Genomic DNA, 15,897 nt, shown 5'->3' with positions numbered 1-15,897 from the left:
GTGGCATTACCTTACGGCATAATAAAATGGGATGGAATGATGACCGGCTCTGTCACCTTGCCTTCCAGCGGCGTGAGCTTGAACTGGAATTCACGGTTTTTCAGGGTATCACCGGGTTGCACAGTATAACGGATTTTTGCCAAAACGCGCATACTGGAATCCGGCTTCAGGCTTAACTCATTGATTTGCCCAAGATCCAACTCGGCATTAGGCAAGTTTTCTAGGGTTAACGTATAACGCGCAGCCTCCATGCTTTTATTATTGATTTTGAACTCATAGCTATTCTGGATGCGCCCATCAGACAGGGTGACATACAAAGGGCTGCGGATCTGCACTGCATTGGCTTCCAACAATTTGCTGCTAGCGATGCTCCACACCAGATAAATGGTTGCCAGCAAGGTAGCCAAGCCATAACCGACTGTACGCAGCTTGAGGATTTTGGTCTTTTTGCCTTCCAACCCGTGTTCGGAGGTGTAACGGATCAGCCCACGCTTCCAGCCCTGCTTGTCCATAATGCCATCACAAGCATCAATGCACAGCGCACAGTGGATACAACCGATTTGCAAACCGTCACGGATGTCGATCCCGGTCGGGCATACCTGCACACACAAACCACAATCCACACAATCCCCATGACCGGCAGCCTGACGGTTGGTCTGGTCTCGCATCTCCTTGACCGGCTTGACCCGCCCGGCAGTGCCTTCGCCCCGGTTCATGTCGTAAGATACGATCATTGTATCCTGATCAAACATGACGCTTTGGAAACGTGAATACGGGCACATGTGCAAACACACGTATTCTTTCGCCCAACCAGCGGTCAGGTAAGTGGTCAAGGTCAGGATGATGACCGTGCCATACATCGCAGCCGGAGCAGTCCCTGTGAAGAAACTCCATGTCAGCTCGTAAGCATCCCCCCAGTAAATGGCGAAGCTGATCCCTGTCCACATCGCCAACCCCAACCATGCCAGATGAGTTAAACCGATTTTGCGGATTTTTTCGGGATTCCACGGCTGTTTTTCCAGACGTAAACGCGCCACCCGATCACCCTGAATCGCACGTTCAATAAAGCGAAACGCATCTGTCCACAAAGTCTGGAAACAGAAATACCCGCAGAACACCCGCCCAAGCAAGGTAGTAACAAAGAACAGCAACACCGCTGCCAGGAACAGCAAGGCTGTCAGCCAGAAAATATCCTGCGCGTGCATCACCAGATCAAAAATGTAATAGCGTCGCCCCGGAATATCGAACAACACCGACTGGTCAGGCCCTACCGCACGCTCCCAGCGTAGCCAGGGCAACAGGAAAAATACCGCGTAAGCCAACACCAGAATGCCGGTTTTAAGATTGCGGAAACGCCCTTCCACCGAACGGGGGTGAAGGGAAGACTTCGGTTGAATGACGTGTTCAGTACTCATGTATGGATTATCCAATCATTCCAGTAGGCAGGTATCTGCACGTAATACCTGATGAACGCCACATCATACGTATAACGGTCTGACATGCCTTGCGCTTCATCAAATTTCAGGAGCGAACTTTAACACCTTCTAATAAAGCCCACACAGCTAAATATGCCCATAATGCAAAAAGGCCGGGGGATCTCCCCGGCCTTTTCAGCATGTCAGGCAAAGATCTGCTTATTTTGCAGCAACACCAGCCGACATCTGTTGCAGGTAAGCGGTCAATACCTTGATTTCGGTATCAGACAGGTTACGACCCTCTTTACCGAAAACCGGCATTTTACGATTCACACCGTTGTGGATCACCGCTTTAACTGCTTCCAGCTTAGCTTCAGGGGTTGTTGCCGCATCAACGTTGGCAATTGTCCATACCTTGTCAGTCAGGTTGGCTGCACCTTGTGCGTGCATACCCTTGCCTTCCTTGGTGTGGCACATGTAGCAACCGCCAGTTTCGCCCTGGAAGATTTTCTGACCTTCCGCTGCTGCCGCTGCATCCGCTGGTTGACCAGAGAGTGTCAGTACGTAGTTGGCAACCTGATTCAACTGATCAGGACTAAAGGTTTTGCTGTAAGCTGGCATATAACCCATACGACCGCCACGAATAGTGGTTTCAATCGCAGTGGTATCACCACCCCACAACCAGTCGTCATCGACCAGGTTAGGAAACTGACCAACCACACCCTGACCACCAGCCTGATGGCAGGCAGCGCAGTTATCACCGAACATCCCTACGCCATAAGAACGCACGAATGCAGACATATCCGGGTCAGCGGCGATCTGCTCATAGGAGGCAGCACCTACCTTGTCCAGATACGCTTTCTGCTTCAATGCAGGCTCACCGGTCTGCATCTCATTAGCCAGCAATGCACGCATGTTCCAATGTGTACTTTTCTCTTCACCCGCATCCGTCTTGTAGGTAATGTTGTTACCGATACCTTTGGTATAGGAATCAAACATCGGCCATGCCGGATACATGATCCAGTAAACAATCGCGAAAATGATCGTGCCGTAGAAAGTCCACAACCACCAGCGTGGCAACGGGTTGTTGAACTCTTGCAGCGTGTCATCCCAAACGTGGCCGGTGGTTTCCGCTCCGGTCAGCGGGTCTTTTACAGGAGTAGCCATACTTTATTTCTCACCTTTAGCTTGGGCAGCTTCAGCAGCCTTGACCCGGCGGTCAGCGTCATCTTCGTCCATCAACGGCATGTAGCGGTAGGATTCCAGCCGCTCACTACGCTTGCGGCTGGAATAGACGTAAATAACGATCCCGACAAAAGTCGTAAAGAAAATCAGCAATGCAACCGTTTTGCTGTTACCCAGATCCAGAATCCATGTCCAGAAATCAGCTAGCATTTTGTTTTCCTCACTTGGCTCAAAGCTACATCCAGCGAATTAACGGAACTGGATGAAGTGGTCTTCATCAAACTTCTTGAAATCAACCATCGTGCCCAGCACTTGCAGGTAGGCAACCAGGGCATCCATTTCGGTCAACTTGTTAGGGTTGCCGTCATAGTTGCCTTTCTGTGCTTGTGCCATCAGATTGTTTTCAGCCGTATTGATGTCCAGCTTTTTGGCAACATCTTCACCAAATCGCTTTACATTGGACTCATATTCCACCTTGGTCAACGAGTAAGGAACACCTACCCGCTTCAAAGCGATCATGCGGTCTTTAATGTCAGCATACTGCAAGTTGTTTTCCAGCAACCACGGATAGTTGGGCATGATTGACTCAGGAACAACTGAACGTGGTGCAACCAGATGCGCTACCTGCCATTCGTTGGAGTACTTGCCACCAACACGTGCCAGATCAGGACCAGTCCGCTTGGAACCCCATTGGAACGGGTGGTCAAACTTGGATTCTGCCGCCAGTGAATAGTGACCATAACGCAGGTCTTCATCACGGAACGGGCGAATCATCTGGGAGTGGCAAGTGTAGCAACCTTCACGGATGTAAATGTCGCGACCACGCTGTTCCAGTGGTGTATAAGGACGTACCAGTTCCACCCCTGTTACAGGGTCTTTAACGTCTTCAACCGTTTCATTGATGTAATGCAACGGTACGATTTCAACCAGACCACCGATACTGATAGCGACCAGCGTCAAGACAATCAGCAAACCAGAGTTGGTTTCGATACTTTCGTGTTTAAACATATCTCGGTTCTCCCTGATTACGCTTGAGCAGCGGCAGTAGCAGAAACAGGCTCTTCCTGCTTAGCCCGCGTGATAGTCATGTAAATGTTGTATGCCATGACGAACATGCCGGACAGGAAGAACAGACCACCTACCGCACGAGCTACCAATGGACCATGCATGAATGCAACGGTTTCAACGAAGGTGTACGCCAGGTTGCCGTACTCGTCAAATGCACGCAGCATCAAGCCTTGACCGATACCGGATACCCACAGTGCGGTGATGTACAGGATAGTCCCGATGGTTGCCAGGAAGAAGTGGGTGTAAACCAGTTGTGTGCTGTACAGCGTGGTGTTCCACAGACGCGGAATCATGTGGTAGAAGGAAGCAATCGAGATCATTGCCACCCAGCCCAGTGCGCCGGAGTGAACGTGACCAACCGTCCAGTCAGTGTAGTGTGACAGGGCGTTGACGCTCTTCAGGGACATCATCGGGCCTTCAAAGGTAGACATACCGTAGAATGACAGCGCCGTGATCATGAACATCATGATCGGGTCAGTACGCAGTTTGTCCCATGCGCCGGAAAGCGTCATGATACCGTTGATCATACCACCCCAGGATGGCATCAGCAGCAGGATGGAGAAAGTCGCTGCCAGTGTGGAAGTCCAGTCAGGAATCGCTGTCCAGTGCAGGTGGTGAGTACCTACCCACATGTACATGAAGCTCAGCGCCCAGAAGTGGATGATGGACAGGCGATAGGAGTAAACCGGACGACCAGCCTGCTTCGGAACGAAGTAGTACATCATCCCCAGGAACGCCGCTGTCAGGAAGAAACCGACCGCGTTGTGACCATACCACCACTGGGTCATCGCATCCTGTGCACCAGAGAACAAGCTGTAGGACTCAAGCGAGGTAAAGCTGACCGGCACTGCCAGATTGTTGAAAATGTGCAGCAGCGCAGTCGCCAGAATGAACGACATGTAGAACCAGTTGGCAACATAGATATGTGGCTGGTTACGCTTGATCAGGGTAATGGTAAAGATCAGGAAGTAAACAACCCACACAACAGTAATAGCGATGTCGATGAACCATACCGGCTCAGCGTACTCACGACCTTGGGTATAGCCGAACAGATACAGGACACCCGCGATCAGGACTGACAGGTTCCAACCCCAGAAAGTAAAGTTAGGCCAGAAAGTGCCACCTGCCAAACGAGCTTGACAAGTACGCTGCACAACATAGTAAGAAGTGGCAAACAGTGCGTTACCGCCGAAGCCGAAGATAACACCACTGGTGTGGAGCGGACGCAAACGTCCGAACGTAATCTGGGCAATATCGAAGTTCAGGAATGGCCAAGCCAGCTCTGACGCGATATACACCCCGGCACTCATGCCGAGGATACCCCAGAAGATTGAAGCAATCGCGAATTTCTTCACGATTTCATAGTTGTATTGCTCCGAAGAGAGTGCAGCACTATGAGCCATCGTATGCCCTCTGGTTAAAACAAGTTAAAAAATCGGGTCGTTAGTCTTTAAACCGCGCAAGCATAGCGCAAAAGGATATTTAAGAAAACGTTAATACTGAGGAAAAAACACATTGGACTGTGTTTTTTCACACACCACTTCAGCAATTTGACTTAGGTCAAGAAAGCATAAAAAACCATACTAATACCACATTGATGATGGCAAGCAATACCGCAGCGGAACCCATATCCTTGGCTCGCCCAGACAACTTGTGCGGCTCCAGCCCGGTACGGTCAACTACCGCTTCCACTGCTGAATTCAGCAACTCCACAATCAGCAATAGTAACACACTACCGATCATCAGGGTCTTCTCCAGCGCATTTTCTCCCAGCCACAGCGCCAGCGGCACTGCAATCACCAACACCCAGACCTCCTGCCGGAAAGCCTCTTCGTGTTTGTAAGCCGCCCGAAAACCCTGCCAAGAATATTGCCCGGCCTTGATGATGCGAGTCAGCCCGGTATTACCGCTGTATGCCATAAACGTTCCCTTATAAAGACCCCTCCCAACCTCCCCTTGTCAGGGGAGGGGCAAGGGGATTGTTACGCCAAAAGATTATCCAGTTGTTGGTAAACATCCCTGCCCTGCCGGTCTTGTGCCAGCGCCATCAGAAACAGGTTGCCACTTTTCGCCGCCCACACCTTGCCGACGACTGCCTTTTCACGGGCATCATCAGCCGTTTCCAGATATGCGCCCTTGTACTCCACCACCAGGCTGCGCCCATCCTGCAATTCCGCCACAAAGTCGGGGTAAAAATAGCCATGTGCCAGCGGTAAACGGAAAGAAGCCGCTTCACGGTTAACCAGATTGCGTACCCAGTACTTGACTTTGGGATGCTGGTCGAGCGCCTGGGCGCAGGTGAACTCTTCACCACTGGCACTCAGGTCTTCAACCACCGGGTAATAGTGTTTGCTGAAGGTGTATTTGCCCCGGTAATACGGCAGCCGTGCCGGGTACAAACCAGGCTGGAACTGGTAGCGGCAAGTGTCTGATACGCCCAGCAAACGGTCATCGTCGAAAAGCCAGTGTTGGAAACCCTGCTGTGCGGCTTTGTGGCGGCAGAAGACAATACGTTCCTTGATAGCACGCGCCAGCAGAAACTTGCTGCGCACCAGTGCGGTGAGGGAAAAACCACGTTCCGCCGTCAAATGCCCGACCAGTTGCACCAGCCAGCGGATCATTTCGGCGGGGCTAACATCGGCTTGCCGTACTTCCCGATCCAGCCAGCGCACCAACACGGTCTGGTCAATGTCGAGTTCGATCAGGTTGAGGTTGGGTGTATCGCCCTGCTCCGCCAGTTTGTAACTAACATGCCCGCCTTGCAGGAATACCTCAAAGGTACGCCCGGACTCACGGATGGCGAATTGTGGCAGTTCCAACGGGAGATCCAGCAGCGACCAACCGCCTTGGGTATAGAGGAAAGATTCTGGCTCCAGCAGGTGAAGCTGGTTGGCTTCGCGCACACACAGCAAGGGCAATGGGACAAAGGTTTCGCCGCGTTCAGCCGGAGCCAGCCGCGCCCTAACGCGCAGGTTGTGCTGCTCCACCTGTTGCTGCACTTCCACCTTTTGCTTGCCAGTGAAGCCTTGCAGGATCAGCTTTTCAGTCGGCGCATCAATCAGGCCGGTTGCGGTGAAAGTTTCGCCGTTGCCGAGGGTGAATTCGCTGCGTTCTTCCGCTACCGTCGGTTTGGGCTGGTCGGGATTGCCATCAAACAGGCTGTACTGATTGCCATGCTGCAAATGCTGCGGAATTTCCAGCGGGTCGAAACCCATGCCCTGCACCATCTTGTCGGTCAGCATGGCAGCAGCCTTGGCAAAATTGGGTGAAACCAGATGCGCATAGGCACGGTTGAGCGCTTCGTTGCTGCGGCGTTGCGCATACGGCATCCGCAGCACGCGCCCCAACAACTGTTCGGCATCCTTGGCGGATTTCACATCCTTGACTGAGCAGAATACGTAGGCGAACGAGCAATCCCAGCCCTCTTTCAGCGCTTCCACGGTAATGATGTATTCGATTGGGCAAGCCGGGTCGAACAGGTTGATGCCGTCCAGTTCACGCTGGTTGCCGGTGACAACCGCGATTTGTTGCGGCTCCACCCCAAGCTGTTCGGTCAGGAAGGTTTTCAGCACCTCATGAGTGACTTCGCCGCTTTTGTTGTCGGCCTGCAACAGCACCAGCGGGCGGATGGCATCGCCGGATTTGATGGCTTCCTGCGCCAGTTGCTTGCGGGTCAGCACCGCGTCACGCACCGCACCCTCCCATTCGTTGTGTTCGCTGAGCATGATCGGCAACTTGATCATGTTGGCGGCTTTCAGTTGCGAGGCGGAAACGTGGTGTAGGACGTTGGAGGCGGATTCGCGGCTGGTATCCGGGGTCGCTGTGAATTCGACCACGCAGGCGGGGTGAATGCGTTTGAGGGTGTCGAAAGTCAGTTTGGTACGGGCGTTGTGCGCTTCGTCCATAATCACCAGCGGCTGCTTGAGCGCCAGCAGGTTGGCGAAGGAATACTTGATCTTGCCCAGTGTCGCGGCGGTCAGGCCGTTGGGCTTGAGGTCGGCCTCGGTGACTTTTTCCAGCCGTTCGTCGTGCGGGTTGACCCCGGCGAAATGTGGCTCGAAATCTTCATGGTAGGCGTAGACCTTGCGCCCGCTGGTGTCTTCGACGCGCAGGGTGGCGAGTGTGCCGACCACCACGATGGCTTTCGCACCGATGTCCTGCTTGCGGATGCGGGTCACATCGCCGATGTCCAGCACCAGCAGGCGGTCGACACCAAATTCATCCTCCAGCGCAGCGCGGTAGGGGTGGCTGGGCTTTTGCAAGGCTTCCAGCGTCTGTTCGCGGATGGTGTTGGTGGGAACCAGCCACAACACGATGGGGAAATCCTGCTCCAGATAGGCGCGTTTCGCCACGCCGACGGTGTAGGAAGCCAGCACAGTTTTGCCGCCCCCGGTCGGCAGGCGCAGGCACACATACGGAACCTGCCCGAAAGCGTGGTGCAGGTAGGGCAGCGGCTGGCGGTTCTGGCGTTGCTGGGCGCGGGTGAAAGCCTCCTCGACCGGCATCAGGCGGGCTTCTTCGAGGAACTCACGCAGGCTTTGCAGCGTTTCTTTCTGGTAGTTTTTCAGCTCGAACATCAGGCGGCTTGTCGTTCCACAGATTCACCCGTGGCAAAGCCGGTATAAGGCCGTTTGTAAGGCGCGTGGAAGGCCAAAACAATATCTTCCTTCGGCACACCCAGTTCTACAAACTCACCGGCAATACCACCCTCTGTGCCATCGTGCTGAATCCAGATCTGCCCATTCTTGATGTCAACATGTAACACAGAACCATGAAAACGCTGATAGCCATTCCAGCCAACTGTCATCAACTGGTAGTGGTCGCGCTCATTATCAAACAGCAATTCCATGTCCACATTGTCGATGGCAGGCTTGAATTGTGCATATTTTTCCAGAATTTGCCGCACATACTGGCGATAAGTGTTCAGTTTATCCATGTGGCAATCTCCTCCTGATCAGGCTTGAAAACGATCAGCTTCAACTGGTTGCGTTGCACCGCCAACTGAGTGAAGGGCAAGCTGAAAAAGGTTTTGTGAATATCGAAGGGAATCGCCAGATAAAGCAAGCGGCTTGGCTCGTTTTCCTCTAACACCAGACGGTAATTCAGAAACTGCCCCAGCGCATTATGAAAGTCCGAAACTGGCGACTGGCTGAGAAAAGATTTGATCTCAACAGCGATTTGCTCGTTGCCACGCTCAGCCGCCAGCATCCGCTCTGCACCCAGATCGACATACAATTCTACACCGCCGAACGGAATGAAAAACGGGTCGTGAGTGATCATCCACCCCTCTTTCTGCAAAGCATGTTTCACCGCATTGTGAAATAAATCATAAGCTGGCATTGGCATATTCCTTAATCAGTAACTCAAGTATACCAAACTCCATCACCCCACCCGCACATCATACGGTATCTGCTTGAACACGATCCCCTCTGCTGCCAGCCGCCCGACTCCGAAGCGGCTGGTTTCGCCGTAGATGACGCGCTTGCCTGCGTGTGCGGGTAATCCGTCCAGCACGTTTTGGGTGAGGACATTGCCACCTTGCAGGCGGCGGTCGCCGAGGATGCCGTTGTACAGCAGGTAATAGGCTGTGCCGTCGTGGATGCCAAGCAGCGGGGAAAGCGTGTCAGGCTGCTGCCACGGGGTGCGCGTTTCCAGATACCAAATGTAGGCGGCGAGCGTGGGGAAACGGATGACCTTGTCAATCATGCCGAATTCATCGAACACGGTTGCGCCGAGGCGGTAGAAGGTGAATCCGCCGCCGCCCTGCCAGTTGACGGCTTTGGAAATGCCGCCCTGTTCGCCGTCCACCACCTTGCGCAGGCGTGGCTGGCAATGGGTCACGGCATGGTCGCCCATTTCCACGCCGATGTACTGCCGCCCCATCTTGTGCGCCACTGCCGCAGTCGTACCCGACCCCAGGAACGAATCCAGCACCCAATCTCCCGGATTCGTCGCAATATGCAATATCCGCTCAATCAACCGCTCCGGCTTCGGCGTACCAAAAATCTCCTCGTCATTAAATTTGACAACTTCACGTTTGGATTCTTGGTTGTCTCCCACCTCACTACGCAACCAGACAGTTTTCGCCACAAGCCCATCTTGAACTTCTGACAAAAACTTCTTGATTCTTGGAACATTATTACCGCTTTCACCAAACCAAATACGATTATCAGCTACCAACTCTAAAAATCTTTCTTGTCGTGCCCCCCAACATCTACCCTTTGGAGGCAATAATTTCCTCCCATTGGGCGTAGTAAGCTCATAGATGTTGTCACTCACCCCAGTTTTAGCGTATTGCTCCCCACGCTGCCCACCTGTCAGGCTAATGGTGAAATCGCTTGATGCCCAAACACCACGAGAATCATTGTCAGGATTACTGTAACGAGCATCTGTATTTTCACTTCTTGGAAGCAAATTAGGTCGCCAAACTTGTTTGTTGTTTGCATACACCATTACGTGGTCATGACTATCAGATAACCAAATCGCATTTGCCTGCGGGGACGATTTTTTCTCCCAAACAACGTTGGCGATGAAGTTTTTGCGCCCGAAGATTTCGTCGAGCATGACTTTGAGGTAGTGGCCTTCGTTGTCGTCGATGGACACCCACAAGCTGCCGTCTTCGGCGAGCAGTTCGCGCAGGAGTTCAAGGCGCGGATACATCATCGACAGCCATTGGCTGTGCTCCAGATTGTCGTCGTAATGCTCAAAGGCGGAGCGCGTGTTGTACGGCGGGTCGATGTAGATGCATTTCACCCGCCCCGCATACAAGGGCAGCAAGGCTTTGAGCGCATCCAGATTATCGCCCTGGATCAGCAGGTTGTGGTTGGGCGTTACGCCATGCCCGAGTTCCGGCACGCTTTCGAGCAAGCGGTACGGCACGCGGTTAGCAATCTGGAGGGAGGCAGGCTTGTTCAGCCAGTCAAGCAGGGGCATGGGTTTCCTTTATGGCATACAACATTTCTTGTACTTCTTGCCGCTGCCACACGGGCAGGGGTCATTGCGCCCGATTTTGGGTTCGGTACGGATCACTTGCTCTACCAACGGCTCAGAGTCATCATCCTCCTCAAACCCGTCATCCTCTGCCCCAACCAGCATCTGCTGATAATTGGGGCGCGGCGTATCCCGCTCCGTGCGCAGCCCCATCCCCAGTTCCACATCTTCCAGATCGCCGCACACGCTCCAGTCCACCTGTTCGCTGGCAAAAGCAGCCCGGATGGCAGGCATTGCCTCCACCGCCCGCAATACAATCAGATCCGCCACGATCAGCCCTTTCAAGCCATGATCCTGTGCAAAGGTGTTTTGCAAGCAATACACCAGGCGTTCAATGACAGGTTTACGCAACTTGCCATGCCGCGTGCCAATTTCCACCAGTGATTGCAACGCCAGCGGAATGGCAAATTCATCATTACGCGCATCCAGCACATACGCCACCAATGGCTCAATCGCAACCTGCCCGGCAGCCGCAATCACCGCCGGAATTTCATCATGTGCCCAATCGTCTTCCGCCAACAGGTCAAAAATATCTATCAGCTCATGCAAACCCGCTGGCATCAGATGCTGCAACGCCCGCCATGAATGCAGGGGAACCCAGTAATCCGTATCCTCACTTTCCAGAAAACGGCTATCAGCCACCAGCCCCACCAAACTGATCGCATCCCCGGCGGTAAAACCATAGGCTGAATAATCAAGCCACGGTCGGTTGTCCTGCGGCTCCCCCAAAGGAGCCAAAATGTTGATGATGCTTTGCGTATTCATGGTTACTCCAGTGTCGTTGGGGCGAGCATAGCAAAACAGCGCAGGAATCGCGCCCCTACTTGCCCCGCCAGTTGCTGATAACCAGCCCACCCACCACCAGTAGCGCCCCCAGCGCATGGTAGGTATGCAACTGTTCCCCCAGCAACAGCACCGCCAGCAGAATCCCGAAGACCGGCATCAGGTAACTGAACTGCCCGGTACGCCCCGCCCCCAGCCGCCGGGTAGCATCATTCCAGAACAGGTAGGACAGCAACGACGGAAACACCGCCACATACAGCACACTGCCCACACTGACCGGCGTCAGCGGCATCGCCTGTGCGGTCAGGGTTTCATGCAGGTAAAACGGCAAGATCACCAGCGCCCCGAGTGTCACGCTAAACCCAAGGATCGGCAAACCCTGCAACCCCGGCGGCAACTTGCGCAACAGAATGGTGTAAACCGCCCAGTCGAGTGCCGCAACCAGCATCCACACATCGCCACGGGTAAACGCCAGATGCTGCAAAACAGCCACATCCGCCCGCGTAATAATCACCAATACCCCGAAGATCGACACCAGCAACCCCAACCACTGACGCAAACTGGCAGGCTCACGCAACAACAACCCCGCCAGCAGGATGGTGAAAACCGGCGTCACCGCCTGCAACAGCACCCCATTGGTCACGGTCGTGGTTTGCAGGCCGAGATAAGCCAAGCTATTGAAAGCCGCCACCCCCAGCACGGACAACGCCAGTACCAGCCGCCAGTGCTCACGCGCCAGCGGCAAAGCCACCCGCATGGATTGATACGCAAACGGCAACAGAATCAGCGCCGCCACACACCAGCGCCAGAACGACAACGCCAAAGGCGGAATGTCGGCATGAAAAGCACGCGCCAGATTGAAATTACCCGCCCAGAACAGGGTCGCCAGCACCAGTAGCAGATAGGGAGAAACACGATTGAGCAAGCAGTGCCTCGGAGTGGTCAATGTCGTTTGGAAGCATTAGACCAGAACATCCGGGGATGGTCGAGTTGCCACGCAGGCCAGCAACTGACGAATAACACTGACAGCATCACCGCTGGCTTCCCCACTTAATGAAACTAATTGCACTGGCTGCTGTGCATTGCCCATCACTCCGGTCAAGGCTGGGGCTGTTACGGGATACAGGGCAATGCCGGGTTTATCCAGCGCCGCTGCGATGTGCATCAGGCCAGTATCCATGCCGATTACCCCGCTTGCAGCTTGCAGGACACCGGCCAGTTCTGCCAGTCGGCAGCTCGGCAATACCTGCGCAAACGGGCTGGTTTGCGCCAGACGGCTGGCACGTTCCTGTTCACGCTGATTACCCCACGGCAACAGGGTGTGGATGCCCTGTTGTGCCAGAGTAGCGATGAGTTGCCGCCAGTGTTCTTCCGCCCATTCCTTGTCCACCCGACTGGTTCCATGCAAGGCAACCACATAGGGGGATGGCAAGACAACAGGCGGTAACGGGAAAGCACTAGCCGCAATCCCGAAATCCACTGGCAAACTGTCAATGCGGTAGCCCAACATGTTGGCAGTCAGCAAACGATTGCGGGTCACGGCATGTTGCTGACGGGATACGGCAGCACGTTGCTGGTAGGCGAGACTGGCAAGCGGTTCACGGATGCTGTGCCAGTCATAACCACAACGTTGCCCGCGAGCCATGCGACTGAGCAAGGCACTTTTCAGCAAGCCCTGCGAATCCAGCACCCAGTCGTACTGTTCCTGCCGCAAGGTTTGCACAAACCGGCGGATTTCATGGCGTGTTTGTGGCTGCAAAAGCTGTTTGCGCCAACGCCGCAGGGCTACCGGCACAACCCGCCTGACACCAGGGTGCCAGCGCGGTACTTCGGCAAAACTTTCTTCCACCACCCAGTCAATCTGGATACCGGGTAGCATCGCGCAGGCATCACTGACCGCAGGCAGCATGTGGACGACATCCCCCAACGAGGAAGTCTTAACAACCAGCAGTCTGGGCGTCTGGCTCATGGCTGGCAATACGTTGGTCGAGGTGGAAGCGGGCTTGCCGCAGGATCAGTTCCAGTGCGCCCTGCTGGCTGGTAAAAAAGGCTTGCGCCTGTTGCCCGGCCTGCTGGCGGGCGGCAACATCCTGTAACCAGTGCAGGGCTTGCGCACACAGGGCATTTTCATCCTGCACCTGCACGGCTCCACCAGCAGCACACAACGGCGGGAACATGTCATTGAAATTGTGGGTATGTACCCCGCTGATCACGGGCACGGCAAACACGGCAGCTTCCAGCGGGTTATGTCCGCCGTGGGCAAGCAGGCTACCACCCACAAAAGCCAGATCGGCACAGGCATACCACAGCAGCAATTCCCCCAGCGTATCCCCCAGCAGGATGTCCGTTTCAGGCATTACCGGCTGGGCAAGACTGCGACGGGCAGTTACCCAACCTGCGGTTTCACACAAGGCTTTGACACTGGCGAAACGCTCCGGGTGGCGCGGCACAAGAATCAGCAACAAATCAGGCACTTGATGGCGCAACTGCTCAAACACCCGTAACAGGCTGGCTTCTTCCCCCGCATGGGTACTGCCTGCCACCCATACCGGACGCTTGCTCCATTGGCTACGCAAGACTTTGGCTCTGGCTGGTAAGTCAGCAGGAACCTGCAACTCGAACTTGAGGTTGCCACTTACCCCCAGTTGACCAGGCCATGCCCCCAATTGAAGGAAGTGATCCGCATCCGTCTGACTGCGAGTCCCGATCCAGCTTGCACAGCGCAAGGTCTCACGCACCAGACCGCCCAAACGGGCATAGCCTTGGGCAGAACGCGGCGACAAGCGGGCATTTACCATTAACAGTGGAATCTGCCGGTTGGCACACGCCTTGTACAGGTTAGGCCAGATTTCGGTTTCCACCACCAGCAACAGATCAGGGCGCAGCCGCCGCAGGAAACGGCGCAAACCATCCGGCAGGTCGTAGGGGCAATAACTGTGCCCTACCCTGTCACCAAACAACTGTTGCACCATAGCCGAGCCGGTCGGGGTTGTGGTTGTCACCCACACACGGGTAGCGGGAAAATCCTGCAACAGGCGCTTAACCAGTGGGCGGGCAGCAATCACCTCCCCCACCGACACGGCATGAACCCACACGCAACGCTCACCACCCTGACGCGCCGGAACATAGCCGAAACGCTCATCAATGCGCTGGCGATAAGCCGGATTTTTACGGCTGCGCCACCACAGGTTCAATACCAATAGGGGAACCAACAGATTGAAAACCACCGTATACAGATAACGCTTGAACATGCATGAAAGCCCGTAATGCCAAGGTATGCAGACATTCAAGCAGAAACCTGTTTCAACTCCATGACAGAGCGGTAAAACTCCACCAGTTTTTCAGCTTGTGCGGTATGCGACCAAGTAGCAGCATAGGCCAGTGCCTCCCTGGTTTTCTGTGCGTGCAAGGTTTTCCCCGTCAGCAAACGCTTGACCTGGGCGGCAAACAGCTCCGGGCTTTCCGGGGCAACCAGCCCACCGACACCTGTACCGATAATGTCTTTCGTACCCAGCACCGCCGTGGAAACCACAGGCGTGCCGCAAGCCATCGCTTCCAGCAACACCAGCCCCTGCGTTTCCGTGCGGGAGGCAAATACAAAGACATCCGCAGCCTTGTAACATGCCTGTAATTCACCATCCCGCCGCAAATAACCGACAAACAGCACCTGTTCCGCCAGCCCTGCCCGCTGTACCTGTTGGTGTAACGTCTTTTCCGCCGGGCCTTCACCCGCAATGACCAGTAATACATCCGGCAGTTGCTCGCGCAGATGCAGCATCATGTCCAGCAGGAAACCGATGTTTTTCTCGAACGCCACCCGCCCTACGAACAACAAGACCGGGCGTTCCGGGGCAATAGCGTGTTGCGCCCGAAAAGCAGCACCGTTACCCGGCTCAAACGTCCGCATGTCCAGACCTGTTGGCAGGATCGTCATCGGCGTTTGCACCCCGTAATCGAGCAGTACTTGCTGCATGGCGGTGGAAGGCACGATCAAGCCATCCAACTCAGCACACTGGGTACGCGAAAAGCGCCGTGCCACGTAACGCAGCCATTCCTTTGGCAACCACGGAATGTAGTTGTAGAGGTATTCCTCGAAAAAGGTATGGTAAGTAGCCACCACCGGCAGCTTGAGCTTGCGAGCCAGTTTCAAGCCCGCATAGTGCGCCACAAACGGGGTATGGATGTGGATGATGTCGTAATGCTCCGCCTGCAACTCGTCGGCAAGGCGGTGGATATGGCGGATGCGCATCATCCGGTCTTCCGGGTCAACGATGACACCGCGCGAACTGATGCGGATGATACCGTCTTCATCCGTCGCAGCTTGCCCGTAGTCGGGAGCAATCAGCGTGACGCTGTGCCCTGCTGCCTGCAATGCTTGCCGGAATGCCTGGATCGACGTGGAAACACCGTTGACGCGCGGGAAATACACGTCGGAAACCATCAGGATATGCATGGA

At 54.6% G+C, this 15,897-nt stretch carries 14 protein-coding genes and 1 pseudogene; all 15 read right to left on the bottom strand.

Features of this window, described 5'->3' with window-relative positions; translation table 11 throughout:
• Positions 1-11 precede the first annotated feature (11 nt).
• Complete coding sequence (ccoG, locus tag B2U47_RS12630; RefSeq protein ID WP_296680351.1) at positions 12-1,415, bottom strand: cytochrome c oxidase accessory protein CcoG; 1,404 nt, start codon at positions 1,413-1,415, stop codon at positions 12-14.
• Between the two features lie 219 nt (positions 1,416-1,634).
• Positions 1,635-2,582 carry a cytochrome-c oxidase, cbb3-type subunit III gene (gene ccoP, locus B2U47_RS12625; RefSeq protein ID WP_296680349.1) on the bottom strand — a complete coding sequence of 316 codons (948 nt, stop codon included), beginning with the start codon at positions 2,580-2,582 and terminating at the stop codon, positions 1,635-1,637.
• A gap of 3 nt (positions 2,583-2,585) precedes the next feature.
• Positions 2,586-2,810, bottom strand: a complete 225-nt coding sequence (locus B2U47_RS12620) for a cbb3-type cytochrome oxidase subunit 3 (RefSeq protein WP_296680347.1) — start codon at positions 2,808-2,810, stop codon at positions 2,586-2,588.
• A gap of 39 nt (positions 2,811-2,849) precedes the next feature.
• Positions 2,850-3,608 (bottom strand): cytochrome-c oxidase, cbb3-type subunit II, encoded by a 759-nt coding sequence (gene ccoO / locus B2U47_RS12615; protein ID WP_296680344.1) that lies wholly within the window; start codon positions 3,606-3,608, stop codon positions 2,850-2,852.
• Positions 3,609-3,625: 17 nt separating this feature from the next.
• Positions 3,626-5,071 (bottom strand): cytochrome-c oxidase, cbb3-type subunit I, encoded by a 1,446-nt coding sequence (gene ccoN / locus B2U47_RS12610; protein ID WP_296683874.1) that lies wholly within the window; start codon positions 5,069-5,071, stop codon positions 3,626-3,628.
• A gap of 157 nt (positions 5,072-5,228) precedes the next feature.
• Positions 5,229-5,588, bottom strand: coding sequence for a diacylglycerol kinase (locus tag B2U47_RS12605; RefSeq protein WP_296680331.1), 360 nt, complete (start codon positions 5,586-5,588; stop codon positions 5,229-5,231).
• A gap of 62 nt (positions 5,589-5,650) precedes the next feature.
• Positions 5,651-8,245, bottom strand: a complete 2,595-nt coding sequence (locus B2U47_RS12600; RefSeq protein WP_296680330.1) for a DEAD/DEAH box helicase — start codon at positions 8,243-8,245, stop codon at positions 5,651-5,653.
• The gene (locus B2U47_RS12595; protein WP_296680328.1) at positions 8,245-8,604 is read right to left on the bottom strand and encodes a XisI protein; all 360 of its coding nucleotides are present in this window, start codon (positions 8,602-8,604) and stop codon (positions 8,245-8,247) included. The genes B2U47_RS12600 and B2U47_RS12595 overlap by 1 nt, the downstream gene beginning before the upstream one ends.
• The gene (locus tag B2U47_RS12590) at positions 8,592-9,008 is read right to left on the bottom strand and encodes a XisH family protein (protein ID WP_296680326.1); all 417 of its coding nucleotides are present in this window, start codon (positions 9,006-9,008) and stop codon (positions 8,592-8,594) included. Before B2U47_RS12590 ends, B2U47_RS12595 begins: the two co-directional genes overlap by 13 nt.
• A gap of 42 nt (positions 9,009-9,050) precedes the next feature.
• On the bottom strand, positions 9,051-10,601 hold the full coding sequence (locus B2U47_RS12585) for a site-specific DNA-methyltransferase (RefSeq protein ID WP_296680323.1): 1,551 nt from the start codon (positions 10,599-10,601) through the stop codon (positions 9,051-9,053).
• Positions 10,602-10,610: 9 nt separating this feature from the next.
• Positions 10,611-10,712: pseudogene (locus B2U47_RS17280) on the bottom strand (SEC-C metal-binding domain-containing protein); the annotation flags it as partial.
• 766 nt (positions 10,713-11,478) lie between these two features.
• Positions 11,479-12,366 (bottom strand): DMT family transporter, encoded by an 888-nt coding sequence (locus B2U47_RS12575; protein ID WP_296680316.1) that lies wholly within the window; start codon positions 12,364-12,366, stop codon positions 11,479-11,481.
• 36 nt (positions 12,367-12,402) lie between these two features.
• Positions 12,403-13,410: a lipopolysaccharide heptosyltransferase I gene (gene waaC, locus B2U47_RS12570; RefSeq protein WP_296680310.1), complete on the bottom strand. Its 1,008-nt coding sequence runs from the start codon at positions 13,408-13,410 to the stop codon at positions 12,403-12,405.
• Positions 13,379-14,692 carry a lipid IV(A) 3-deoxy-D-manno-octulosonic acid transferase gene (gene waaA / locus B2U47_RS12565; protein ID WP_296680308.1) on the bottom strand — a complete coding sequence of 438 codons (1,314 nt, stop codon included), beginning with the start codon at positions 14,690-14,692 and terminating at the stop codon, positions 13,379-13,381. Before waaA ends, waaC begins: the two co-directional genes overlap by 32 nt.
• Positions 14,693-14,727: 35 nt before the next feature.
• Complete coding sequence (locus B2U47_RS12560; RefSeq protein ID WP_296680306.1) at positions 14,728-15,894, bottom strand: glycosyltransferase; 1,167 nt, start codon at positions 15,892-15,894, stop codon at positions 14,728-14,730.
• Between the last annotated feature and the right edge of the window lie 3 nt (positions 15,895-15,897).

The sequence above is a fragment of the Thiothrix sp. UBA5583 genome, from assembly GCA_002425225.1.
Taxonomy (GTDB): Bacteria; Pseudomonadota; Gammaproteobacteria; order Thiotrichales; family Thiotrichaceae; genus Thiothrix; species Thiothrix moscowensis.
The sequence above is the reverse complement of the archived record's forward strand: the minus strand, read 5'-3'. Positions and strand labels throughout refer to the sequence as shown.